Source organism: Pseudomonas sp. AM8, from assembly GCF_036346475.1.
Classification (GTDB): Bacteria; Pseudomonadota; Gammaproteobacteria; order Pseudomonadales; family Pseudomonadaceae; genus Aquipseudomonas; species Aquipseudomonas marginalis.
The window spans coordinates 94,755-118,463 of the sequence record NZ_JAOTNX010000004.1; the positions used below are offsets into that span (position 1 = coordinate 94,755).

Below are 23,709 nucleotides of genomic sequence, written 5' to 3' on the forward strand. Positions count from 1 at the left end.
CTGTGCCTTGATGCGAACAGTTAAGCACACCTTGCCCGTCATGTATCACATTGCCATCACTGTAACGGCAGCCGGAGAAAATCCCTGAGCGCTGCACTGTGTTTTTTATCCCCCAATGAAAAAACCGCCGCTCCCAAGGGAAGCGACGGTTTCAGATGAACCCGGTAAGGCTTAGTAAGCCAGGCCGAAGTCTTCTTCTTTCATGTCCATCAGGTTACTGGCGCCCGACAGCATGGTGGCCACGTGGGTACGGGTCCGCGGCAGGATGCGCTGGAAGTAGAAGCGCGCGGTTTGCAGCTTGGCGGTGTAGAACGCTTCTTCGCTGGTACCGGCGGCGAGTTTTTCGGCAGCCAGGCGCGCCATGTCGGCCCAGAAGTAAGCCAGGCAGGCGTAACCGGAGTACATCAGGTAATCCACCGAAGCGGCACCCACTTCTTCGCGGTCTTTCATCGCGGCCATGCCGACCTTCATGGTCAACTCGCCCCACTCTTTGTTCAGCGCAGCCAGCGGTGCCACAAATTCCTTGACCGCGTCGTTGCCTTCGTTGGCCTGGCAGAACTTGTGCACGATCTTGGTGAAGCCCTTGAGCGCTTCGCCCTGGGTCATCAGCACTTTACGGCCGAGCAGGTCCAGTGCCTGGATGCCAGTGGTGCCTTCGTACAGCATGGAGATACGGCTGTCGCGAACGTTCTGCTCCATGCCCCACTCGGCGATAAAGCCGTGGCCGCCATAGATCTGCACGCCGTGGTTGGCGGATTCAAAACCGACTTCGGTCATGAACGCCTTGGCAATCGGGGTCATGAATGCCAGCAGGCCGTCGGCCTGTTTCTTGGCCTCGTCGTCGGTGCCGTACTTGACGATGTCCACTTGCTTGGCGGTGAAGTACACCATCGCACGGTTACCTTCGGCGAAGGCTTTCATGGTCAGCAGCATGCGGCGCACGTCAGGGTGCACGATGATCGGGTCAGCGGCCTTTTCCGGCGCTTTCGGGCCAGTCAGGGAACGCATCTGCAAGCGATCGCGGGCATATTTCAGGCCGCCCTGGAAGCCGATCTCGGCGTGGGCCAGGCCTTGCAGCGCGGTGCCCAGGCGAGCGGTGTTCATAAAGGTGAACATGCAGTTCAGGCCTTTGTTCGCCGGGCCGATCAGGAAACCGGTGGCCGCGTCGAAGTTCATCACACAGGTGGCGTTACCGTGGATACCCATCTTGTGTTCCAGGGAACCACAGCTCACGGCGTTGCGCGCACCGATCGAGCCGTCGGCGTTGGGCAGGAACTTGGGCACGATGAACAGCGAGATGCCTTTGGTACCCGCCGGTGCGTCCGGCAGGCGGGCCAGCACGATGTGGACGATGTTGTCGGCCATGTCGTGTTCACCGGCCGAGATGAAGATCTTGGTACCGGAGACTTTGTAGGAACCGTCGGCCTGAGGCTCGGCCTTGGTGCGCAGCATGCCCAGGTCGGTACCGCAGTGTGGCTCGGTCAGGCACATGGTGCCGGTCCACTCGCCCGACACCAGCTTGGTCAGGTAGGCCTCTTGCTGCTCGGGGGTGCCGTGCTCGGAAATGGTGTTCATCGCGCCATGGGACAGGCCCGGGTACATACCCCACGACCAGTTGGCTTCGCCGACCATTTCGCTCACGGCCAGGCCCAGGGATTCCGGCAGGCCTTGGCCACCGTGCTCCACGTCGTGGGCCAGGCTTGGCCAGCCGCCTTCGACAAATTGCTTGTAGGCTTCTTTGAAACCAGCAGGGGTTTTTACGCCAGACTCACTCCAGGTGCACCCTTCGATGTCACCCACGCGGTTCAACGGTGCCAGCACTTGCTCACAAAACTTGGCGCCTTCTTCGAGAATGGCGTCAACCATGTCCGGGGTAGCGTCCTGGCAAGCCGGCAGGCTCTGATAGTGCGCTTCATAGCCGAGCAGTTCGTCACGAACGAAGCGAATATCACGCAAGGGGGCCTTGTAGTCAGGCATAGCGATAAACCTCTGCTGATGTATCTGGAATGAACAACCGCGTGGATGTGTTGTGGCGGTCAAACAGGTGTTTGAAACATACGTTTACGACCTGGGGATGTCAAGCGTCGTCCAGACACCGTTTGTCATGACGCGGGTCAATGGCAGGCATGGCGAGGCCTGCGGCGGGATGCCACAAGGCGCTCAGAAGAAAATGGAGGATTGCACAAAGGCGACCAGCCCCAGGAAGAAGCCGGTCGTACGAAAGAGGGGTTAAGCGAAGGTGTCGATCAGGGTACCGAGCATTTCGTCTGAAGCCTTGGCGACCTTGGCGCCCAACTCCACTTGAAACTTGCCTTGGGCCATTTCAACCATATTGCTCGCCGAGTTCGTCGGCTGGGCGCGGTCATTGGCTTGCAACCGGTCGCGCTGTGCGTCCGACGGCTGGGTGGTCGCGGCGCTGGCAATCCTGCCGGCGGCCTGGTCGACACGGCTCTGCCCGGCCTGAATGGTGCTCAGCCCCGAGTAAAACGCGCTGCTGCCAGAGATGTCCATGGCTTCAACCTGCCTTTAGAGAATCGTGAAGTTGAATTGAAGCAGACATACTGGCAAAAAGCCCGTTAAAAACACTAATGGCATAATGCCTTGCCGATAGCCAGAATCAGTCAAGCAGGTCCAGTTGCAGGTACTCAGCTACCGCCTCGGCGCCGGCGTGCTTGAGCTTGGGCACTCGTCCAAGGCATGGCGCGGGCAAACGCTCAGCCAGGGTGGCGAGGTTTTCTTCCAGACGAGAGGTCTTGGGGTCGATGATATTCGCCACCCAACCGGCCAAGGGCAAACCGTCCCGGGCGATGGCTTCGGCGGTGAGCAAGGCATGGCTGATGCATCCCAGGCGCACGCCCACCACCAGGATCACCGGCAGTTGCAGCGCCATGGCCAGGTCCGACAGGTTGTCCTGGTCAGCCAACGGCACACGCCAACCGCCTGCGCCTTCGATGAGGGTGAAATCCGCCTGACGCGCCAGAATCTGCTGCATGGGTTTCAACAACGACTGCACCGTCAGCGCGACGCCGGCCTCCCGCGCGGCCAGATGGGGCGCGATGGCGGGTTCGAACGCCACCGGGTTGACCTCGGCATAACTCAACGGCAATGAACATTCGGCCAGCAGCGCCAGGGCATCGGCGTTGCGCAAGCCCTTGGCCGTGACCTGGCAGCCGGAAGCCACGGGTTTTCCCGCCGCAGTACTTTTGCCGGCTAGCCGAGCGGCGTGCAACAGGCCGGCGGCGATAGTGGTCTTGCCGACATCCGTATCGGTGCCGGTGATGAAATAGGCGGCGCTCATAGGGGCTTCTCCAGGACGGCGTACACCACTTGATAAGTGGCCGGCAGTCCCTCGGCCTGACGGAACTGCTCGTAGGCGTCTACCAGTGCAACAATCCGCGCACGGCCCGTCAACCCTCCCGGGCGGCCCGGATTGAGATTGTGCGCACCGAGCGCCTTGAGCTCATGGGTCAGGCTGCGCACATCCGGATAATGCAGCACATGGGCACGTCGCTCCAGGCTGACCACGCGCAAACCGCTGGCCGCGCACAACTGCTGGTACGCCTCGAAAGTGCGGAAGCGATTGACGTGCACCAGGCCATCCGCCGCCCGCCAGCTTTCGCGCAACTCATCCAGCGTCCCGACGCACAAACTGGCGAACGCCAGCACGCCACCCGGCTGCAGCACGCGATAGGCCTCGCTGAGCACCGCCTCGAAATTCGCACACCACTGCACCGCCAGGCTGGAGAAGAGCAGCTCGAAGCTCTCGGCTTTTAGCGGCAAGCGTTCTGCATCACCCGCGACAAAATGATGTGCGCCACCCAAAGGCCGCGCATGGTTAAGCATGCCCTCGGCAATATCCAGCGCCACACCTTGGCTGGCGGGCAACAACTCGCCCAGCACACGGCTGAAATAACCCGTGCCGCAGCCCATATCCAGCCAGTGCCGTGGCGCACACGCTGATGGCAGCCGGGCCAGCAGCCCATGCCCTACGGCGCGCTGCAACTCGGCGACGCTGTCGTAACTGGCCGCCGCACGGGAAAACGACGCCGCCACCTGACGTTTGTCCGGCAAGGCGCCCGGCAGGGAGGGATGGGATAAATCAGTCATCGACGCACTCATGCAAAAAAGCCTGGATGGCCCCCGCCACACCGTGGGGGTCTTCCAGAAGAAAAGCGTGACCAGCCTGTTCAATCAGGCCGATTTCCACATCCGGCAGCAGCCTCAGCAGGTCGCTGGCGGCTTCGGCGGGCACCAATCCGTCCATGCCGGCGAACAGGTGCAACTGTGGGCCGCGATAAGCCAGCAAGGCTTCGCGGGTATCCAGTTGGGCCAGCAGTTCCAGACCAGGCATCAACACGCTGGACGCTGAATGCGGCGCGCCACTGACCAGCAGGCGCGACAGCCCCCGCGGGTCCTCGGCGCCCTTGGCGCACAACAGGCCGAAGCGCTTGAGGGTGACTTGGGAGTCGGCATGGCAGCCGGCCAGGAACGCATCGAAGGTCGCGGCGGGCATCCCATGGGGCCAGCCGTCGTGTGCGACGAAGCACGGGTTGCTCGCCAGGGTCAGCAAGCCGCAGCAACGCTCGCCGCGCCGCGCCGCCAGTTCGGCAGCGAGCATGCCGCCCAGGGACCAGCCGCCCAGCCAGGCGTTGTCGGGCAGGGTAGCGTCGAGTTCGTCGAGCCATTCATCGAGGTCGCTGGAAGCAAGCGCCGGCAATGGCTCGACCTGCACCTGCAGGTGTGCGTCCAGGCCACGCAAGGCGGCGGCCAAAGGCTCCAGCGGCGATACGCCGAGACCCCAGCCGGGCAGCAGGATCAGTCGATCACGCATGGTCGGGCTCCGTGGCACCAGACAAGCGGAAACACTCTTCCAATGCGTTTAACAATAGCTGTACCTGCGCCTCGCTGTGGGCTGCGGTCAAGGTCACGCGCAAACGCGCGCTGCCGGCGGGTACGGTGGGCGGGCGGATCGCCGTGACCATCAGGCCCCGCTCACGCAGCATCTGCGACAGTCGCACGGCCTTGGCACTGTCGCCGATCAGGATCGGCTGGATCGGTGTAAAGCTGTCCATCAAGTCCAGGCCAAGCTGCTCGGCGCCCTGGCGAAACTGACGAATCAGGCGGTCGAGGTGCTCGCGCCGCCAATGTTCGGTGCGTAGCAGCTCCAGGCTTTTCAGGGTGGCGCAGGCCAGCGCCGGCGGTTGGCTGGTGGTGTAGATATACGGCCGGGCAAACTGGATCAGGCTTTCGATCAGGTCCTCACTGCCCGCGACAAACGCGCCCGCCGTGCCGAACGCTTTGCCCAGGGTGCCGACCAATACCGGCACGTCGTCCTGGCTCAAGCCGAAATGCTCGACGATCCCGCCGCCATTAGCGCCGAGCGGACCAAAGCCATGGGCATCATCCACCATCAACCAGGCGCCTTTGGCCCTGGCTGCACGGGCCAGTGCCGGCAGGTCGGCCAGGTCGCCGTCCATGCTGAACACACCATCTGTGACCACCAGCGTATTACCGGTGGCTTTCTCCAGGCGCTTGGCCAGGCTGATCGCGTCGTTGTGCAGGTAGCGATTGAAGCGCGCACCGGACAGCAAGCCGGCATCCAGCAGCGAGGCATGGTTGAGACGGTCTTCCAGCACCGTATCGCCCTGCCCCACCAACGCCGTGACCGCACCGAGGTTGGCCATGTAGCCGGTGGTAAACAGCAGCGCACGCGGGCGGCCAGTGAGATCGGCCAGCGCCTCCTCCAATTCATGGTGCGGCGTGGAATGGCCCACCACCAAGTGCGAGGCACCGCCGCCCACGCCCCAATGGGACGCCCCGGCGCGCCAGGCCTCGATCACTTGCGGGTGATTGGCCAGGCCCAGGTAATCGTTATTGCAGAATGCCAGGAGGGGTTGACCGTCAACCACCACCGCCGGGCCTTGGGGGCTCTGGAGCAGCGGGCGTTGACGGTAAAGGTGTTCGGCACGGCGGGCAGCGAGGCGCGCGGAGAGATCAAAAGACATGCAGGCCTCGGGGTGGCAGGTGCAACTCGGTCAAAACAGGTGGGAATCAAACAACGGCGTTATAGAACTGCTCGCTGCTCTTCTGCTCCACCAACGCCTGTTCGATGGCCGCCTGGTGCACTTCATCCGCATGCTCTTCACGGGCTTCCGGCAGGATGCCCAGGCGCGAGAACAGTTGCATGTCCTTGTCGGCCTGAGGGTTGGCGGTGGTCAGCAGTTTGTCGCCGTAGAAGATCGAGTTGGCACCGGCAAAGAACGCCAGGGCCTGCATCTGCTCGTTCATCGCTTCGCGCCCCGCCGACAGGCGCACATGGGATTGCGGCATCAGGATGCGCGCCACGGCCAGCATGCGGATGAAATCGAACGGGTCGATGTCCTCGGCATTTTCCAACGGTGTGCCGGCGACTTTCACCAGCATGTTGATCGGCACCGACTCCGGATGCTCCGGCAGGTTGGCCAACTGGATCAGCAGGTTGGCGCGGTCATCAAGGGACTCGCCCATGCCAAGGATGCCGCCGGAGCAGATCTTCATCCCCGACTCACGCACATAGGCCAGGGTTTGCAGGCGCTCGCTGTAGGTACGGGTGGTGATGATACTGCCGTAGAACTCCGGCGACGTATCCAGGTTGTGGTTGTAGTAATCCAGGCCGGCCTGGGCCAGGGCTGCCGTCTGGTCCTGGTCGAGACGGCCGAGGGTCATGCAGGTTTCCAGGCCCATGGCCTTCACGCCTTTGACCATCTGCAGCACATAAGGCATGTCTTTGGCCGACGGGTGTTTCCAGGCGGCGCCCATGCAGAAACGGGTCGAACCGATGGCCTTGGCGCGAGCGGCCTCTTCGAGGACCTTCTGCACCTCCATCAGCTTTTCTTTTTCCAGGCCCGTGTTGTAGTGGCCCGACTGCGGACAATATTTGCAATCTTCCGGGCAGGCACCGGTCTTGATCGACAGCAGGGTCGACACCTGTACACGGTTGGCATCGAAATGCGCGCGGTGCACGGTCTGCGCCTGGAACAACAGGTCATTGAACGGCTGCACGAACAACGCTTTGACTTCGGCTAAGGACCAATCGTGACGCAAGGTGGCGGTGGTGCTGGCGCTCATGGGCGATTCCTTGATTATGCTTTGGCAAGCGCTGCGGGAAGGGGCAATACCCACAGACACGACACGGATGCTCGGCATATTTAAGGAAGATTCATGCACTGTCAACCAAGCTACAAACACGAAGTTTACATCTGGTCAAAAAACATACAGACATGTTTAATCTGCGACGAGACGACTGAAACCGCCGACTGTGTCTGCAACGTCTGCGAAACCGAGCTGCCCTGGCTGATGGAGCATTGCGAAATCTGCGCCCTGCCTTTGGCGATGGACGGCCTGGTCTGCGGCCAGTGCCTGAGACAACCGCCCGCCTTTAAACACGTGATCGCCCCCTGGACCTACAGCTTTCCGGTGGACACCCTGATCAGTCGCTTCAAGCACCAGGCACGCTGGCCCCTCGGGCATATGCTGGGGCGCTTGCTGGGGCACTACTTGCAACATCGCTTCGACAACCACTCACTCACCCGCCCGGACATGCTGCTGCCAGTGCCCATGGCCCGCAGGCGCCTGCGTGAACGGGGCTATAACCAGGCGCTGATGCTGGCGCGCTGGCTCAGCGTCGACCTCGACCTTCCCCACGATGAACATCTATTGCTACGCCCTTATGAAACCGTCGCGCAGCAAGCCCTCGACGCCAAGACGCGCAAGCGCAACCTGCTCAACGCCTTCGCCCTGGCCCCGGGTGCCGAGGTGCGCGGCCGCCACCTGGCACTGGTGGACGACGTGCTCACCACCGGCGCCACCGCCCACAGCCTGGCGCGGTTATTGATCAACGCCGGCGCGCGACAGGTAGACGTGTACTGCCTGGCCCGCACGCCAAAGCCTGGCACTTGACTCTCATGCCTCGCGGCCGCAACGTCCGCTCATCCCACCACAGCGAATGCCCATGTCCCTACCGACGCTGCTCAGCCAACATATTGTCCGCCGCCCCCAGCGTATCGCCCTGCTGGGGCATATCGCCGAGCAGGGCTCCATCACCCGCGCCGCCAAAAGTGCGGGCTTGAGCTACAAGGCCGCCTGGGACGCCATCGACGAGCTGAACAACCTGGCGCAAAAACCCTTGGTCGAACGCAGTGTCGGCGGCAAGGGCGGCGGCGGCGCCAAACTCACGGCCGAGGGTGAACGGGTGTTGCGCCTCTACCAGCGCCTGCAAGTGTTGCAGGCCGAAGTGCTCGGCTCGGACGAGGCCGCCAGCGACTTCAACCTGCTCGGCCGCTTGATGCTGCGCACCAGCGCCCGTAACCAGTTGCATGGTCAGGTCATTGCGATTGAACAGCATGGCCGCAACGACCTGATTCACTTGCAGCTCGCCGGAGGGCTGACCCTGGCGGCGCAAATCACCCATGACAGTACGCAACGGCTGGAGCTGGAAGTCGGCGTGGAAGTCGTTGCGCTGATCAAGGCCGGCTGGCTGGAATTGCTGGCGCCCGACAAACCTGCAACACCTGGACACAATTGCATGAGCGGGACCGTAGACGCGATTCTCGCCGCCGAGGACGGCCCCAGCGAAGTGCGCATCGCCCTGCCCAATGGCCAGGTTTTATGCGCCTTGGCGCAGCCCGCCGCGCTCGAGGCCCTGGGCGCCGCCGCTGGCAGGACGCTCCAAGTGCAATTTGCCGCCAGCAATGTGCTGCTCGGCACGCCGGTCTGAGCCGAGTAGCTCTTCAAACTGCAACAATTTCGTCACGCCCGCTCCTTATGGTGTCTGCAAAAACCGCAGGGAGCCTGACATGAACCTATTAGAAGAAAACCAAGCCACCGACCTCGAACAGATGGTCGGCCTCACCCGCCGCCGCTTCATCGGTGCCGGCGCCCTGTGCGGTGCCGCGATGTTCCTCGGTGGCAACCTGCTGAGCCGCAGCGCCCTGGCCGTCAACGCCGCCTCCGCCAGCCCGCTGCTGGGCTTTACCAGCATCGCTGCGGCCACCAGCGACACCCTCACCCTGCCGCCGGGCTACAGCGCTTCGGTGCTGATCAGCTGGGGCCAGCCGCTGCACAAGAGCGCGCCGGCCTTCGACCCGTCCGGCAACGGCACCGCCAAAGCCCAGGAACAACAGTTCGGCGACAACAACGACGGCATGAGCCTGTTCGCCTTCCCCGGCGACGACAACCGCGCGCTGATGGCAATCAACAACGAATACACCAACTACCGCTACCTCTTCGCCCACGGCGGCGCGCCGCAATCGGCCGAAGACGTGCACAAGGCCCAGGCCAGTGAAGGTGTGTCGGTGATCGAAGTACGGCGCAAGGGCGATACCTGGCAGTTCGTCCAGGACTCGCGCTACAACCGGCGCATCCACGGCAACTCGCCGATCCGCCTGAGCGGCCCCGCCGCCGGCCACGAATGGTTGAAAACCAGCGCCGACAAGTCCGGCAAAAAAGCCCTCGGCACCTTCCAGAACTGCGCCAACGGCCAGACCCCATGGGGCACTTACCTGACCTGCGAAGAGAACTTCACCGACTGCTTTGGCAGCAGCAACCCCCAGCAAGCGTTCGATGCCGGGCAGAAACGCTACGGCGTGGTGGCCGCCAGCAAAGAGATCAACTGGCACCTGCACGACCCGCGCTTCGACCTGGCCAAGAACCCCAATGAACTCAACCGCCACGGCTGGGTCGTGGAAATCGACCCGTTCGACCCGCAATCCACCCCGGCAAAACGCACCGCCCTGGGCCGCTTCAAGCACGAGAACGCCGCCCTGGCGCAAACCCGTGACGGCCGCGCCGTGGTGTACATGGGCGACGACGAGCGCGGCGAGTTCATCTACAAGTTCGTCAGCCGCGACAAGATCAACCACAAGAGCCCCAAGGCCAACAAAGACCTGCTCGACCACGGCACCTTGTACGTGGCTATCTTCGATGCGGGCGATGGCAACGCCGATCATCCGAAGGGCAAAGGGCAATGGGTCGAGCTGACCCATGGCAAAAACGGCATCGACGCCAGCACCGGCTTCGCCAGCCAGGCCGAAGTGCTGATCCACGCGCGCCTGGCCGCCAGTGTGGTCAAAGCCACGCGCATGGACCGCCCGGAATGGATCGTGGTCAGCCCCACCGACGGCCAGGTCTACTGCACCCTGACCAACAACGCCAAGCGCGGCGAAGACGGCCAACCGGTGGGCGGGCCCAACCCGCGTGAGAAAAACGTCTACGGCCAGATCCTGCGCTGGAAGGCCAACGCCGATGACCATGGCGCCGCGGACTTCAGCTGGGACCTGTTTGTGGTGGCCGGCAACCCTGGCGTGCACGCCGGCAAGCCCAAGGGCGGATCGTCCAACATCAACCCGCAGAACATGTTCAACAGCCCCGATGGCCTGGGTTTCGACAAGGCCGGGCGCCTGTGGATCCTCACCGACGGCGACTACAGCAACGCCGGCGACTTCGCCGGCATGGGCAACAACCAGATGCTCTGCGCCGACCCGGCGACCGGCGAAATCCGCCGCTTCATGGTTGGGCCGGTGGCCTGTGAAGTGACGGGGATCAGCTTTTCGCCGGATCAGAAAACCCTGTTTGTGGGGATCCAGCACCCGGGTGAAACCGGGGGTTCGACCTGGCCGGAGCATCTGCCGAATGGCAAGCCGCGCTCCTCGGTGATGGCGATTCGGCGGGATGATGGCGGGATTGTCGGTGCCTGATAGACCGCCCCACTGTAGGAGCGGGCTTGCCCGCGAAGATCGTCAGCGATAACGCAGCGGAACCTGACACTCCACTGCGCGCTCAGGTTTTTCGCGAGCAAGCTCGCTCCTACAGCGGTACCATACTCGGCCGGAAGCGGCGCCCTGCTGCCCGCAGGAGTTCCCATGGCCCATCCGTTTGAAACCCTCACCCCTGATCTGGTGCTCGATGCCGTCGAAAGCATCGGTTTCCTCAGCGATGCTCGCGTCCTGGCGCTCAACAGCTACGAAAACCGCGTGTATCAGGTGGGCATCGAAGACTCCGAGCCGCTGATCGCCAAGTTCTATCGCCCCCAGCGCTGGACCAACGACGCGATCCTTGAAGAACACCGCTTCACCTTCGAACTGGCCGAATGCGAAGTGCCGGTCGTCGCGCCGATGATTCATAACGGCAAAAGCCTGTTCGAACACGAAGGTTTCCGCTTCACCCTGTTCCCCCGCCGTGGCGGCCGTGCGCCGGAGCCGGGCAACCTTGACCAGCTGTATCGTCTGGGTCAGCTACTCGGCCGTTTGCACGCCGTGGGGTCTACCCGCCCGTTCGAACACCGCGAAGCCTTGGGTGTGAAGAACTTCGGCCACGACTCCCTCACTACCCTGCTCGAAGGCAATTTCATTCCCAAGAGCCTGCTGCCAGCCTACGAGTCCGTGGCCCGCGACCTGCTCAAGCGCGTGGAAGAGGTGTACAAAGCCACGCCGCACAAGAACATCCGCATGCACGGCGATTGCCACCCCGGCAACATGATGTGCCGCGATGAGATGTTCCACATCGTCGACCTCGACGACTGCCGCATGGGCCCGGCGGTGCAGGACTTATGGATGATGCTCGCCGGTGATCGCCAGGAATGCCTGGGCCAGCTGTCGGAACTGATGGACGGCTACCAGGAATTCCACGACTTCGACCCGCGTGAACTGGCGCTGATCGAGCCGCTGCGCGCGTTGCGCCTGATGCACTACAGCGCGTGGCTGGCACGGCGCTGGGATGACCCGGCGTTCCCCCACAGCTTCCCGTGGTTCGGCAGCGAGCGGTATTGGGGCGACCAGGTGCTGGCGCTGCGCGAGCAACTCTCAGCGCTCAACGAAGAACCCCTCAAACTCTTCTGAAATCGCCGCTCGCTCCTGTAGGAGCGAGCTTGCTCGCGAAAACCCTGAGGGCGCCGCGTGCAGTCAGGATGCCCGCGTTATCGTTAACGATCTTCGCGAGCAAGCTCGCTCCTACAGAAGGGTAATCCCATTGGTTGACAAATATCCTTACAATCGCGCTTTGTTAGCTGCCTAAGCAAGGATTACGCATGCAAGCCGCCAACCCCCGCAAGGGGTACATCCTGGGCCTGAGCGCCTATGTCATCTGGGGTCTGTTCCCGCTCTACTTCAAAGCCATCGCCAGTGTGCCCGCCGCCGAAATCATCGTGCACCGGGTGCTGTGGTCGGCGCTGTTCGGTGGTTTGCTGCTGATGGTGTGGAAGCACCCCGGCTGGTTTCGCGAACTGCGCGACAACCCCCAGCGCCTGGCAATCCTGGCCCTCAGCGGTTCGTTGATCGCCGGTAACTGGCTGACCTATGTGTGGTCGGTGAACAGCGGGCGAATGCTTGAAGCCAGCCTGGGTTACTACATCAACCCACTGGTGAATGTGCTGCTGGGCATGCTGCTCCTCGGCGAGCGCCTGCGTCGCCTGCAGTGGGTGGCCGTCGGGCTGGCCGCGGTGGGTGTGGCGCAACAGGTCTGGCAGGTGGGCAGCTTGCCGTGGGTATCGTTGGTACTGGCGCTGACCTTCGGTTTCTACGGCCTGATCCGCAAGCAGGCGCCGGTCAAGGCGCTGCCGGGGCTGGTGGTGGAGACCTGGATGCTGGTGCCGATTGCGGTGGCCTGGTTGTTGTTCAACCCGTCGGCCCACAGTGCGCAACTGGCGTTCTGGAGCACATCCGAAGCCTGGTGGCTGGTGGCGGCCGGTCCGGTGACGTTGATCCCGTTGGTGTGCTTCAACGCCGCCGCACGGCATTTGCCTTACACCGCCTTGGGCTTTTTACAGTATGTGGCACCGACCCTGGTGTTGCTGGAAGCGGTGCTGCTGTTCGGTGAGCACCTGACATCGAGCACGCTGATCGCCTTTGCCTTTATCTGGGCCGGGCTGGTGGTCTACAGCGTCGATGCCTGGTTGAGCGTGCGCAAACGCTGATCAAATAACGTACAAACCTCCGCAAGCCCCAGCCGGCCTGGCTTGCAGAGATCCACCCCAAGGTTACCCACAACCTGGTCCCCGTCATTTGTGCACAAGCCCTTGAAACTGCTCGTTTTTTGCTCAGCTGGCGGAGAAGCCCGGTGGACGTGGCCTGGCGCCGGGTCTCTACAGGTTATCCACTGGTCCATGCAAGATTTCCATGCATAACCTTGAGGGTGGTTATTCCTCGCTGTGCAGTTCCACCATCAGATCATCCGCCAGGGTTTCCAGGGATTCCTGCAACGCCTCCAAGGACAAGCTCGATGGCACCTGCAACAACGCCTCGGCGCTGAACAGCGGATCACCGCTCATCGGTGCCGGGCGTACATCGGTGCTCAAGCGCTCCAGGTTGACACCCTGTTTGCTCAACAGCGCCGTGATCTCGCGCACGATGCCCGAACGGTCGTTGCCCAGCAGCGTCATCACAATCGACTTGGACGCCGATGCCTGGCCACTGCTGCCCTCGCCCACCAGCACGCGAATACCGTGTGTGGATAAATCCTCCAAAGCCCCCACCAAGGCCTGACGACTCTCGGCAGGCACGCTGACCCGCAGGATCCCAGCGAACTGCCCGGCCATATGCGCCATTCGGCTTTCCAGCCAATTGCCGCCGTGGGCCGCAATGTTCTGCGCGATGCGTTCCACCAGGCCGGGTTTGTCGGCGGCGATAATAGTGAGTACAAGATGGTCCATGGCGAAGCCCTCTGAATTCAATCTACAAGGTGGACCCGGGAGCCCGCGAAAACAAATCGTGTACCATTTTTATTTTTATCTGGAACAATCCAATAGTTTTTTGAGAACATCCTGTTCTCCGCTGTGACCGTACGACCAAAGTGGGTCGCTAAACGACGTATTTAGTCTAATTTTCACAACCGCAAGTCATCATGTAGTATGCCCTCCCGTGCACTACATAATGAAAATCCGAAACAGCGCATTAGCTCCGCAGAGTGAGGCAAGCAATGACTGAACACGTTCAAGTCGGTGGCCTGCAGGTCGCCAAAGTCCTGTTCGACTTCGTGAACAACGAAGCCATTCCCGGTACCGGCATCACTGCCGACCAGTTCTGGACCGGTGCCGACAAGGTCATCCACGACCTGGCACCGAAGAACAAAGCCCTGCTCGCCAAACGCGACGATTTCCAGGCGCGGATCGATACCTGGCACCAGACTCACGCCGGCCAGGCCCACGACCCGGTGGCCTACAAAGCCTTCCTGCAAGACATCGGATACCTGCTGCCAGAAGCCGCAGACTTCCAGGCCTCGACCCAAAACGTCGATGACGAGATCGCCCGCATGGCCGGCCCGCAGCTGGTGGTGCCGGTGATGAACGCCCGCTTCGCCCTCAACGCGTCCAATGCCCGTTGGGGCTCGCTGTACGACGCCCTGTATGGCACCGACGCCATCAGCGAAGCCGACGGCGCCGAAAAGGGCAAGGGCTACAACAAAGTGCGTGGCGACAAGGTGATTGCCTTCGCCCGCGCCTTCCTCGACGAAGCCGCGCCGCTGAGCGCCGGCAGCCACGTCGATTCCACCGGCTACAAGATCGTCGACGGCAAGCTGATCGTCAGCCTCAAGGGCGGCAGCAACAGCGGCCTGCGTGACGACGCCCAGTTGATTGGTTTCCAGGGCCCTGCGGCCGAGCCGATCGCGATCCTGCTGAAACACAACGGCCTGCACTTCGAAATCCAGATCGACGCCAGCACCCCGGTTGGCCAGACCGATGCCGCCGGTGTCAAAGACGTGCTGATGGAAGCCGCACTCACCACCATCATGGACTGCGAAGACTCCGTCGCCGCCGTCGATGCCGATGACAAGGTGGTGATCTACCGCAACTGGCTCGGCCTGATGAAGGGCGACCTCGCCGAAGAAGTGGCCAAGGGCGGCAAGACCTTCACCCGCACCATGAATGCCGACCGCGTCTACACTGGCGTCGACGGCCAGGACGTGACGCTGCACGGCCGTTCGCTGCTGTTCGTGCGCAACGTTGGCCACCTGATGACCATCGACGCGATCCTCGACAAACACGGCAACGAAGTACCGGAAGGCATCCTCGACGGCCTGCTCACCAGCCTGGCGGCGGTCCACAGCCTCAACGGCAACAACACGCGCAAGAACAGCCGCACCGATTCGGTCTACATCGTGAAGCCGAAGATGCACGGCCCTGAAGAAGCCGCGTTCACCAACGAGCTGTTCGGCCGCATCGAAGACGTGCTGAACCTGCCGCGCAACACCCTCAAGGTCGGGATCATGGACGAGGAGCGCCGCACCACGGTCAACCTCAAGGCCTGCATCAAGGCCGCCAGCGAGCGCGTGGTGTTTATCAACACCGGCTTCCTCGACCGCACCGGCGACGAGATCCACACCTCCATGGAAGCCGGCGCGATGGTGCGTAAGGCGGCGATGAAGGCGGAAAAATGGATCGGCGCCTACGAGAACTGGAACGTCGATATCGGCTTGAGCACCGGCCTGCAAGGCCGTGCGCAGATCGGTAAAGGCATGTGGGCGATGCCCGACCTGATGGCGGCGATGCTCGAACAGAAAATCGCCCACCCACTGGCCGGCGCCAACACCGCCTGGGTGCCATCGCCGACAGCCGCCGCACTGCACGCGCTGCACTACCACAAGGTCGACGTATTCGCACGCCAGGCCGAACTGGCCAAGCGCGAACGCGCGTCGGTAGACGACATCCTGACCATTCCCCTGGCCAGCAACACCGACTGGTCCGAGGAAGAAATCCGCAACGAACTGGACAACAACGCCCAGGGCATCCTCGGCTATGTGGTGCGCTGGATCGACCAGGGTGTGGGCTGCTCGAAAGTGCCGGACATCAACGACGTCGGCCTGATGGAAGACCGCGCCACCTTGCGCATCTCCAGCCAGCACATTGCCAACTGGCTGCGCCACGGCATCGTCAACGAAGCCCAGGTGATGGAAAGCCTCAAGCGCATGGCGCCGGTGGTGGACCGTCAGAATGCCGGGGATGCGCTGTACCGCCCACTGGCGCCGGATTTCGACAGCAATATCGCGTTCCAGGCAGCGGTGGAGCTGGTGATTGAAGGGACCAAACAGCCCAATGGCTATACCGAGCCGGTGTTGCACCGCAGGCGTCGGGAGTTCAAGGCTAAAAACGGCCTGTAAATGAAAAAGCCCTGATCGTGAGATCAGGGCTTTTTCTTTGGGGCTGTGGTGTGGATGTACGCGGTCAACTGTGGGAGGGGGCTTGCTCCCGATGAGGCCCGTACAGACACTGCAAAAATCAGGAAGCCATCCCCAACTCGCGCTTTACCAGCTTCGCCAACTTCACGCTGTCGATCGGCTTGAGCAGGAAGTCCACCACACTCAAATGCATCGCATCAATCACATCCGGCGCTTCGGCATCCCCCGACATGATGATGATCGGCAACGCCGCGCGGGTGGATTCGCGCACTTGCTTGATCAACTCCAGACCATTGCTGGGTTTCATGCGCAGATCGGTGATCAGCAAGCCGATGGAACTGCTGGACTTCAATAAATCCCACGCGGCCTCGCCACTGTCGGCCGTCATGCAGCGAATACCGTCCAAGCCCAGGATCTCCGCCAACAGTTCACGCGCGTCCTTGTCGTCATCAACAATCAACACGCGTTGTGGCGGTAAATCAGGCTCCAGCATCACGGCGCTCAGCGCCTCGCGCTCGGCATCACTCAAAATATCGTGGTCGGACATACGTTTCTCAGCGGTTTTCGACAATCTTCCAGCACACTCGTCAGACATCTGCGGAAGGGCGTTCAATGTGCACTTCGTCGGAAAGTTTGCCTAGTGGGTGTTCTACGGGGTTTGGACGATAGTCGTGTAAGGTTTTTCCCTAGTTCTGCGGCGTTTTCATCGACCTAGACTTACGTCCAATGGGCACCCGCCGCTCAGGAGTCGACCATGCAGGACGATAACGACAAAAAAATTGCGGTCATGGTTATGAGTAAAGCTGATGCCTTCGCCCAGGCGGGAAAAACTGCTGTATTGCAGAACATCCACGGCACCCTGCAGTTCCTGCAACGCTTCCCACCGTTCAACCAGATGGAAAACGCGCACCTGGCGTTTCTGGTGGAACAGTGCCAACTGCGCTTCTTCGGCCCCGGCGAGAGCATCCTCAAGCCGTCGGGCGGGCCGGTGGAACACTTCTACATCGTCAAGCAGGGCCGCGTCGTGGGTGAACGGCCGGACGCCACGCAAGCCACCTTCGAAATCACCACCGGCGAGTGTTTCCCCCTCGCGGCGCTGTTAGGTGAGCGCGCCACCCGCACCGAACACAAGGCCGCTGAAGACACCTTCTGCCTGCAACTGAACAAACCGGCCTTTATCAAGCTGTTCGCGCTGTCCAGCCCGTTCCGCGACTTCGCCCTGCGCGGTGTCAGCAGCCTGCTCGACCAGGTCAACCAGCAAGTGCAGCAAAAAGCCGTGGAAACCCTCGGTACCCAATATTCCCTGAATACCCGCCTGGGCGAATTGGCCATGCGCCATCCGGTCACCTGCAGCCCGCAGACACCGTTGCGCGAAGCGGTAACGCTGATGCATGAGCAGCAGGTGGGCAGCATTGTGATTGTCGATGAACACAAGGCGCCCCTGGGCATTTTCACCCTGCGCGACCTGCGCCAGGTGGTGGCCGACGGCACCGGTGACTTCAGCCAGGGTATTGAAGGCCATATGACCCAGGCGCCGTTCTTTTTAACGCCGGACCACAGCGCCTTCGACGCGGCCATCGCCATGACCGAGCGGCATATCGCCCACGTCTGCCTGGTCAAGGACCAGCGTCTGTGCGGGGTGGTGTCCGAGCGCGACCTGTTTTCCCTGCAACGGGTCGACCTGGTGCACCTGGCCCGCACCATCCGCAATGCGCCACGGGTGGAGAACCTGGTAGCGCTGCGCGGCGAGATCGGCCAACTGGTGGAGCGCATGCTCGCCCATGGGGCGTCGTCTACCCAGATCACCCACATCATTACCCTGCTCAACGATCACACCGTGTGCCGGGTGATCGAGTTGACCCTGGCCGAAAAAGGCGATCCCGGCGTACCGTTCAGTTGGCTGTGTTTCGGCAGCGAAGGCCGGCGCGAGCAGACGCTGTACACCGACCAGGACAACGGCATCCTGTTCGAGGCCAGGGACGCCGTGGAGGCCGCCGAGATTCGCGGGCGGCTGCTGCCCGTGGCGCAGCAGATCAACCAGAGCCTGGCACTGTGCGGGTTCAGCCTGTGCAAGGGCAACATCATGGCCGGTAATCCCGAGCTGTGCCTCTCGCGGGCGGAATGGGCGCGGCGGTTTGCGGCGTTTATTCGCGAGGCGACGCCGGAAAACCTGCTGGGCTCGAGTATCTATTTTGACCTGCGCGTGGTGTGGGGCGATGAGCGCGGCTGCGAGCAACTGCGCCAGGGCATTCTCGACCAGGTCGGGGATAACCGGCTGTTCCAGCGCATGCTGGCCGAGAACGCCTTGCGCCAGCGCCCGCCCGTAGGACGCTTTCGCGATTTTGTGCTGACGCGTAAAGGCGGGGAAAAGGCCACCCTCGACCTCAAGGTGCAGGGGCTTACCCCCTTTGTCGACGGCGCACGCCTGTTGGCCCTGGCCAACGGCATCCATGCCAATAACACCCTGGAGCGCCTGCGCCAACTGGTGGTCAAGGAAGTGATCGAGCCCCTGGACGGCGCCGCCTATGAAGAGGCCTATCACTTTATCCAGCAAACCCGCATGCAACAGCATCAGTTGCAGACCCGCGAGAACCAGCCTTACTCCAACCGCGTCGACCCCGACAGCCTCAACCACCTGGACCGCCGCATCCTGCGCGAATCCCTGCGCCAGGCCCAGCGCCTGCAAAGCAGCCTGACCTTGCGGTATCAGCTGTGAGCTTGTTTGACTGGCTGCGCACAGCCAAGCCCAGACTGGATACCGCGCAACAACAGCGCCTGGAACAACTCTCCAAGCCCGCGGTGTTGGGCGACAGCACGTTGCGCAGCCAACGCTGGGTAGTGGTGGACCTGGAGACCAGCGGCCTGAATCTCAACCGTGACCAGGTGCTGTCCATCGGCGCGGTGGTGATCGAGGACGGCGCGGTGGATTTTTCCCAACTGTTCGAGCGCACCCTGCACCGCGCCGACACCAAACTCAGCCCCAGTGTGCTGATCCACGGCCTCGGCCCCAGCGCCATCGCGGCGGGCAGCGACCCGGCCGAGGCCCTGCTGGACTTCATGGAGTTCGTCGGCGACAGCCCGCTGCTCGCCTTCCACGCCCCATTCGATCAACACATGCTGGGGCGCGCGCTCAAGGACAGCCTGGGGTATCGACTGGCCCACACTTTCCTCGATGTGGCCGACATCGCCCCGCTGTTGTGCCCCGAGGCGCATATCCGCGAAGCCGGGTTGGACGACTGGGTCAACCACTTCAACCTGCACGTGGGCGAACGCCATCACGCCAGCGCCGACGCCCTGGCCACGGCGGAGCTGATGCTGATCCTGTTCAGCCGCGCGCGTCAGCAGCAGATCGATACGCCTCAGGCGCTGCAAGAGCGCTTGAGCCAATGGAAACGGCGTAAACACGCGCCATCGTTTTAATGTGATCTCCCGACAGACGCCAATTGCGCCCGCCCCACGCCTCTGACACAATCGCGAATAATTCTCGTTAGTTTAAACCTCTTGTTTATTCGGTGATGCCTTGTCGTCGGTCCAGAACCCACACAGTGAGCTTGTTGGCGCGTTGTACCGCGACCATCGTGGCTGGCTGCTGGCCTGGCTGCGGCGCAATGTGGCCTGCCCGAGCCGTGCCGAAGACCTGAGCCAGGACACCTTCATGCGCCTGCTCGGCCGTGACGAGTTGCGCGAGCCCCGCGAGCCACGGGCGTTTCTGGTGGCCATCGCCAAGGGCTTGCTGTTCGACTACTTCCGCCGCGCGGCCCTCGAACAGGCCTACCTCAGCGAACTGATGCTGATCCCGGAAAGCGAACACCCGTCGCCGGAAGAACAGCAACTGATCCTCGAAGACCTCAAGGCCATCGACCGCCTGCTCGGCAAGCTGTCGAGCAAGGCCCGCGCCGCCTTCCTCTATAACCGCCTCGACGGCCTGGGCCACGCCGAAATCGCCCAGCGCCTGGGGGTGTCGGTGCCGCGTGTGCGCCAGTACCTGGCCCAGGGCATTCGCCAGTGCTACATCGCCCTGTATGGCGAGCCGCTGTGAACGTGATCAGCTCCAAGCCCGTGTCGGCCCGTGTCCTGGATGCGGCGATTGCCTGGCAGTTGTCCCTCGATTCGGGTGATGGCAGCGCGGTGGAGCGCGAAGAATTCAGCAAATGGCTGGCCAGCGATGAAGAGCACGCCCGTGCCTGGCGCCAACTGGGCATGCTCGACCAGCGTTTCAGCGTGGCCTCGGGCCCGGCGCGGGCGGCGTTGTTACAGTCGCGCGAGGGCATTCGCCAGCGCGTGCGCAAGCTCGGCAGCGGCCTGGCGAGTATTGCGCTGGTGTGCGGCCTGGCGTTGTTTGCCGGCGAGCGCTACGTACCGATCCACTATTGGCTCGCCGACCAGCGCACCGCCACCGGCGAGCAGCGCACGCTGAAACTGGCGGACGGTACGTTGATCAACCTCAACACCCACAGCGCCATCGACGTGCGCTTCGATGAGAAGCGCCGGCTGATCGTGTTGCAGGAAGGCGAAATCCTCGTCGAAACCGGCCACAACGATGCGCGCCCGTTTTATGTGCAAACCCGCGACGGCAGCCTGCGCGCGCTGGGCACGCGGTTTATCGTCAAGCGCGAAGACGACGCCACGCGCCTGAGCGTGCTGCAATCGGCGGTGGGCGCCCAGCCCGAAGCGCTGGCGCAGGAACAGGTGTTCAAGGCAGGCCAGCAAGTGCTGATGCGCAGCGACGGCCTCGGCCCTGCCCTGGCCGTCACGCCCGCCACCGATGCCTGGACGCGCGGCATGCTGGTGGTCGACAACGTCCGCCTGGGCGATGTGGTGCAGGAACTCAGCCGCTACCGTACAGGCCATCTCGGGGTGGATAAAGACGTGGCCGACCTGCGCATCACCGGCAGCTTCCCGCTGCACGACACCACCCTGGCGCTCAACGCGCTGCTGCCGACCCTGCCGGTGCAGATCGAACAGCACACGCCGTGGTGGGTGACAGTGGTCGCCAAGACACCTGAGGCCAAATAAAAAATATTTTCCACCGGGCCTATCACTTTTGAAATCTCGCTCGGCACATAGGCAATTGCGAATTACTTCCATTCAGGAGCCGCCCTATGTCCCGCACGCTAGACACCTTGTTGCGCCCCAGCCTGTTAGCCGTGGCCATTGCCCTCAGCGCCCCGCTGGCCAGCACTGCGCTGATTGCCGCCGAACAAGCCTCCAGCGTGCGCGCCTACAACCTGCCGGCCGCGCCCTTGACCAGCACCCTGAACCAGATCGCCAGCCAGGCCGGCCTGGCACTGACCCTCAACCCAGCGTTGGCCTCGGGCAAGACCTCGGCCCCGGTCCAGGGCCAGTTCGATGCACCAGGTGCACTGCGTGAAGCCTTGCGTGGCACCGGGTTGCAGCTGGAGCAGAGCAGCGCGGGCACGTACACGCTGGTGGCGGTTCCGGAGGGGGTGATGGCGCTGCCGGTGACTAACATCACAGGGCAAGATGGCAACCAGGAAAGTGCCTGGGGTCCGGTCCAAGGCTACCTGGCCACACGGACCGCCGCCGGCACCAAGACCGACACCGCCCTGGTGGAAGCCCCGCGTTCGATCTCCGTGGCCACCCGCGAGCAGATGCAGGATCGCAACGTGCAGAACCTGGACGACGCAGTCAAATACATGCCCGGCATCGTGTCCGCCAGTTATGGCAGCGACACCCGCTACGACTGGATGCGCGTGCGCGGCTTCGAGCCCACCCAGTTCCTCGACGGCCTGCCATTGCCGCGCGGCGTGTACGCCAACCCCAAAGCGGAAACCTGGAACCTCGACCGCCTCGCCCTGCTGCGTGGCCCGGCCTCGTCGGTGTACGGCCAGACCCCACCGGGCGGCCTGCTGGACATGGTCAGCCGACGCCCCAGCGCAGAGTCGAGCAACGCCATCCAAGTGCAATACGGCAGCGACAACTACCGCCAGATCAACTTCGCCAGCACCGGCAAGATCGATGATGAAGGCCAATTCCTCTATGGCCTCAGCGGCGTGGTACGCGATGCCGGCACCCAGGTCGATCACATCGACAACAAGCGCTACAACATTGCGCCGAGCCTGACCTGGAACATCGATACCGACACCAAGCTGACCCTGCTCTCGCAGTTCACCCGTGACGATACCGGGACCACCAGCCAGTTCATGCCGATCCAGGGCACCAAGATCAAATCGCCGCTGGGCGAGGTCTCCCACCACAAGAATCTGGGCGACCCGGACTACGAGTTCTATGATCGCACCTACTACGCGCTGGGCTATGCCTTCGAGCATCGTTTCAACGACACCTGGCAGTTCAAGCAAAACTTGCGCTACACCAAGTCGGATCTGTCGTTCCAGCAACTGACCGTGGGTTCCTACGCGTTCTCCCCCGCGGATGCAGCGGGCAATATCAGCCGCTCGACCACCAACGTCGACGAGGACATCGGCCAGTTCGCGGTGGATAACAACTTCCAGGCAGACTTTGCCACTGGCGATGTCATCCACACCCTGCTGCTCGGCCTGGACCACCAGCGCACCGATACCTCCTATCGCGCGATATTCGGGACGGCCTCGGGCACCAATATTTTCAACCCGATCAATACCCAGCCAACCCTGCGCCCGACCGATGTCCGACCTTTTTACGACTACAACCAGAAAACCGTGCAGACCGGTCTCTACGTGCAGGACCAGATGGCCCTGGACAAGTGGCGCCTGACCCTGGGCGGGCGTGAAGATTGGGTGCATCAGGGCACCACCTACTTCAACGACAGCGATGCGACCAACACTGACCGCATCAAACACTTCAGCGGCAACGCGGCGCTGAGCTATGTATTCGACTCGGGCTTCGTACCCTACTTGTCCTACGCCGAGTCGTTTCAACCGGCGAGCAACGCCGATACAAACGCGCTCAAGACGTTCAAGCCCACCGAAGGCAAGCAGTGGGAAATGGGGGTCAAGTATCAGCCGCCCGGCTCCAATACGTTGCTCAGTGCAGCGGTCTACGACCTGACCCAGAAGAATGTGCAGGTGACCACCCTCGGCGCTGGGGGCCAGCAGATCAACAGCCAGACCGGCGAAGTGAAGGTCAAGGGCCTGGAGTTGGAAGCCGTGTCCGATGTGACCGAGAACCTTAAGGTCATCGCCGCCTATACCTTGGCAAAATCCGAAGTGCAGAAAGGCATCTACAAAGGCAACCGCCTGACACTGATGCCCAACCAGCAAGCCTCGCTGTGGACCGACTACACCTGGCACACCGGTGTGCTTGACGGTTTCGGCATCGGCTTTGGCGCCCGTTACACCGGCAACACCTATGGCGACCAGGCCAACACCTGGCTGGGAAAGGCCAACGCCTATACCGTGTTTGACGGTGCGGTGCATTACGACCTGGGCCGCCTGGACAACAGCCTCAAGGGTGCATCGGTCAAGTTGAACGCCACCAACCTGTTCAACAAGGACTACCTGTCGACCTGTGATGGCAACTACTGCTACTTCGGCGACCAGCGCAGCGTCGTCGCCAGCGCCACCTACCAGTGGTAATCGACCGCTTATGTGGGCGGCTTTGGCGTGT

At 62.5% G+C, this 23,709-nt stretch carries 20 protein-coding genes; 11 read left to right on the forward strand and 9 right to left on the reverse strand.

Annotated elements, in window-relative coordinates; all coding sequences use genetic code 11:
• Nucleotides 1-171 precede the first annotated feature (171 nt).
• From V3W40_RS12125 to bioB, 7 genes are all read right to left on the reverse strand, one after another.
• Entirely contained in the window at nt 172-1,977 is a 1,806-nt protein-coding gene (locus tag V3W40_RS12125) for a phenylacyl-CoA dehydrogenase (RefSeq protein ID WP_027605944.1), read from the reverse strand.
• 252 nt (nt 1,978-2,229) lie between these two features.
• The gene (locus V3W40_RS12130; RefSeq protein WP_065925412.1) at nt 2,230-2,511 is read right to left on the reverse strand and encodes a pyrroloquinoline quinone biosynthesis protein PqqE; all 282 of its coding nucleotides are present in this window, start codon (nt 2,509-2,511) and stop codon (nt 2,230-2,232) included.
• Nucleotides 2,512-2,617: 106 nt separating this feature from the next.
• Nucleotides 2,618-3,298 (reverse strand): dethiobiotin synthase, encoded by a 681-nt coding sequence (gene bioD, locus V3W40_RS12135; protein WP_065925413.1) that lies wholly within the window; start codon nt 3,296-3,298, stop codon nt 2,618-2,620.
• On the reverse strand, nt 3,295-4,107 hold the full coding sequence (bioC, locus tag V3W40_RS12140) for a malonyl-ACP O-methyltransferase BioC (protein WP_065925414.1): 813 nt from the start codon (nt 4,105-4,107) through the stop codon (nt 3,295-3,297). The genes bioD and bioC overlap by 4 nt, the downstream gene beginning before the upstream one ends.
• Nucleotides 4,100-4,831, reverse strand: a complete 732-nt coding sequence (locus tag V3W40_RS12145; protein WP_065925415.1) for an alpha/beta fold hydrolase — start codon at nt 4,829-4,831, stop codon at nt 4,100-4,102. Before V3W40_RS12145 ends, bioC begins: the two co-directional genes overlap by 8 nt.
• The gene (gene bioF, locus V3W40_RS12150) at nt 4,824-6,005 is read right to left on the reverse strand and encodes an 8-amino-7-oxononanoate synthase (RefSeq protein WP_065925416.1); all 1,182 of its coding nucleotides are present in this window, start codon (nt 6,003-6,005) and stop codon (nt 4,824-4,826) included. Before bioF ends, V3W40_RS12145 begins: the two co-directional genes overlap by 8 nt.
• 46 nt (nt 6,006-6,051) lie before the next feature.
• A complete protein-coding gene (gene bioB / locus V3W40_RS12155; RefSeq protein WP_065925417.1) occupies nt 6,052-7,107 on the reverse strand; it encodes a biotin synthase BioB in 1,056 nt (351 codons plus the stop codon).
• Between the two features lie 93 nt (nt 7,108-7,200).
• Here bioB and V3W40_RS12160 point away from each other — a divergent pair, with 93 nt between their 5' ends.
• The 5 genes from V3W40_RS12160 (at nt 7,201) to rarD (ending at nt 12,946) form a co-directional block, all read left to right on the forward strand.
• Nucleotides 7,201-7,938, forward strand: a complete 738-nt coding sequence (locus V3W40_RS12160) for a ComF family protein (protein ID WP_065925418.1) — start codon at nt 7,201-7,203, stop codon at nt 7,936-7,938.
• Between the two features lie 52 nt (nt 7,939-7,990).
• Nucleotides 7,991-8,755, forward strand: a complete 765-nt coding sequence (locus tag V3W40_RS12165; RefSeq protein WP_027605953.1) for a TOBE domain-containing protein — start codon at nt 7,991-7,993, stop codon at nt 8,753-8,755.
• Nucleotides 8,756-8,834: 79 nt separating this feature from the next.
• Nucleotides 8,835-10,733 (forward strand): PhoX family protein, encoded by a 1,899-nt coding sequence (locus V3W40_RS12170; RefSeq protein ID WP_330215087.1) that lies wholly within the window; start codon nt 8,835-8,837, stop codon nt 10,731-10,733.
• Between the two features lie 165 nt (nt 10,734-10,898).
• Complete coding sequence (locus V3W40_RS12175) at nt 10,899-11,873, forward strand: serine/threonine protein kinase (RefSeq protein WP_065925421.1); 975 nt, start codon at nt 10,899-10,901, stop codon at nt 11,871-11,873.
• A gap of 188 nt (nt 11,874-12,061) precedes the next feature.
• Nucleotides 12,062-12,946, forward strand: coding sequence for an EamA family transporter RarD (rarD, locus tag V3W40_RS12185; protein WP_330215088.1), 885 nt, complete (start codon nt 12,062-12,064; stop codon nt 12,944-12,946).
• A gap of 222 nt (nt 12,947-13,168) precedes the next feature.
• On the opposite strand, the gene V3W40_RS12190 is transcribed toward rarD, so the two are convergent.
• Complete coding sequence (locus V3W40_RS12190) at nt 13,169-13,681, reverse strand: glycine cleavage system protein R (protein ID WP_027605957.1); 513 nt, start codon at nt 13,679-13,681, stop codon at nt 13,169-13,171.
• 266 nt (nt 13,682-13,947) lie between these two features.
• Here V3W40_RS12190 and V3W40_RS12195 point away from each other — a divergent pair, with 266 nt between their 5' ends.
• Nucleotides 13,948-16,125 (forward strand): malate synthase G, encoded by a 2,178-nt coding sequence (locus V3W40_RS12195; RefSeq protein WP_330215089.1) that lies wholly within the window; start codon nt 13,948-13,950, stop codon nt 16,123-16,125.
• A gap of 118 nt (nt 16,126-16,243) precedes the next feature.
• Here the strand turns inward: V3W40_RS12195 and V3W40_RS12200 are convergent, their stop codons facing one another.
• Complete coding sequence (locus V3W40_RS12200; RefSeq protein ID WP_065925425.1) at nt 16,244-16,690, reverse strand: response regulator; 447 nt, start codon at nt 16,688-16,690, stop codon at nt 16,244-16,246.
• 246 nt (nt 16,691-16,936) lie between these two features.
• Here V3W40_RS12200 and V3W40_RS12205 point away from each other — a divergent pair, with 246 nt between their 5' ends.
• From V3W40_RS12205 to V3W40_RS12225, 5 genes are all read left to right on the forward strand, one after another.
• A complete protein-coding gene (locus V3W40_RS12205) occupies nt 16,937-18,859 on the forward strand; it encodes a putative nucleotidyltransferase substrate binding domain-containing protein (protein ID WP_174562751.1) in 1,923 nt (640 codons plus the stop codon).
• Nucleotides 18,856-19,563 (forward strand): 3'-5' exonuclease, encoded by a 708-nt coding sequence (locus tag V3W40_RS12210; RefSeq protein ID WP_065925427.1) that lies wholly within the window; start codon nt 18,856-18,858, stop codon nt 19,561-19,563. The genes V3W40_RS12205 and V3W40_RS12210 overlap by 4 nt, the downstream gene beginning before the upstream one ends.
• A gap of 100 nt (nt 19,564-19,663) precedes the next feature.
• Nucleotides 19,664-20,182 (forward strand): RNA polymerase sigma factor, encoded by a 519-nt coding sequence (locus V3W40_RS12215; RefSeq protein ID WP_027605963.1) that lies wholly within the window; start codon nt 19,664-19,666, stop codon nt 20,180-20,182.
• Nucleotides 20,179-21,159: a FecR domain-containing protein gene (locus tag V3W40_RS12220; RefSeq protein ID WP_065947474.1), complete on the forward strand. Its 981-nt coding sequence runs from the start codon at nt 20,179-20,181 to the stop codon at nt 21,157-21,159. The genes V3W40_RS12215 and V3W40_RS12220 overlap by 4 nt, the downstream gene beginning before the upstream one ends.
• A gap of 86 nt (nt 21,160-21,245) precedes the next feature.
• On the forward strand, nt 21,246-23,678 hold the full coding sequence (locus V3W40_RS12225; protein WP_146477691.1) for a TonB-dependent siderophore receptor: 2,433 nt from the start codon (nt 21,246-21,248) through the stop codon (nt 23,676-23,678).
• Nucleotides 23,679-23,709: the final 31 nt, after the last annotated feature.

Coding starts and splice junctions, on each gene's coding strand:
- V3W40_RS12125 (WP_027605944.1), bottom strand. CDS start 1,977: ATGCCTGACTACAAGGCCCCCTTGCGTGATATTCGCTTCGTTCGTGAC.
- V3W40_RS12130 (WP_065925412.1), bottom strand. CDS start 2,511: ATGGACATCTCTGGCAGCAGCGCGTTTTACTCGGGGCTGAGCACCATT.
- bioD (WP_065925413.1), bottom strand. CDS start 3,298: ATGAGCGCCGCCTATTTCATCACCGGCACCGATACGGATGTCGGCAAG.
- bioC (WP_065925414.1), bottom strand. CDS start 4,107: ATGACTGATTTATCCCATCCCTCCCTGCCGGGCGCCTTGCCGGACAAA.
- V3W40_RS12145 (WP_065925415.1), bottom strand. CDS start 4,831: ATGCGTGATCGACTGATCCTGCTGCCCGGCTGGGGTCTCGGCGTATCG.
- bioF (WP_065925416.1), bottom strand. CDS start 6,005: ATGTCTTTTGATCTCTCCGCGCGCCTCGCTGCCCGCCGTGCCGAACAC.
- bioB (WP_065925417.1), bottom strand. CDS start 7,107: ATGAGCGCCAGCACCACCGCCACCTTGCGTCACGATTGGTCCTTAGCC.
- V3W40_RS12160 (WP_065925418.1), top strand. CDS start 7,201: ATGCACTGTCAACCAAGCTACAAACACGAAGTTTACATCTGGTCAAAA.
- V3W40_RS12165 (WP_027605953.1), top strand. CDS start 7,991: ATGTCCCTACCGACGCTGCTCAGCCAACATATTGTCCGCCGCCCCCAG.
- V3W40_RS12170 (WP_330215087.1), top strand. CDS start 8,835: ATGAACCTATTAGAAGAAAACCAAGCCACCGACCTCGAACAGATGGTC.
- V3W40_RS12175 (WP_065925421.1), top strand. CDS start 10,899: ATGGCCCATCCGTTTGAAACCCTCACCCCTGATCTGGTGCTCGATGCC.
- rarD (WP_330215088.1), top strand. CDS start 12,062: ATGCAAGCCGCCAACCCCCGCAAGGGGTACATCCTGGGCCTGAGCGCC.
- V3W40_RS12190 (WP_027605957.1), bottom strand. CDS start 13,681: ATGGACCATCTTGTACTCACTATTATCGCCGCCGACAAACCCGGCCTG.
- V3W40_RS12195 (WP_330215089.1), top strand. CDS start 13,948: ATGACTGAACACGTTCAAGTCGGTGGCCTGCAGGTCGCCAAAGTCCTG.
- V3W40_RS12200 (WP_065925425.1), bottom strand. CDS start 16,690: ATGTCCGACCACGATATTTTGAGTGATGCCGAGCGCGAGGCGCTGAGC.
- V3W40_RS12205 (WP_174562751.1), top strand. CDS start 16,937: ATGAGTAAAGCTGATGCCTTCGCCCAGGCGGGAAAAACTGCTGTATTG.
- V3W40_RS12225 (WP_146477691.1), top strand. CDS start 21,246: ATGTCCCGCACGCTAGACACCTTGTTGCGCCCCAGCCTGTTAGCCGTG.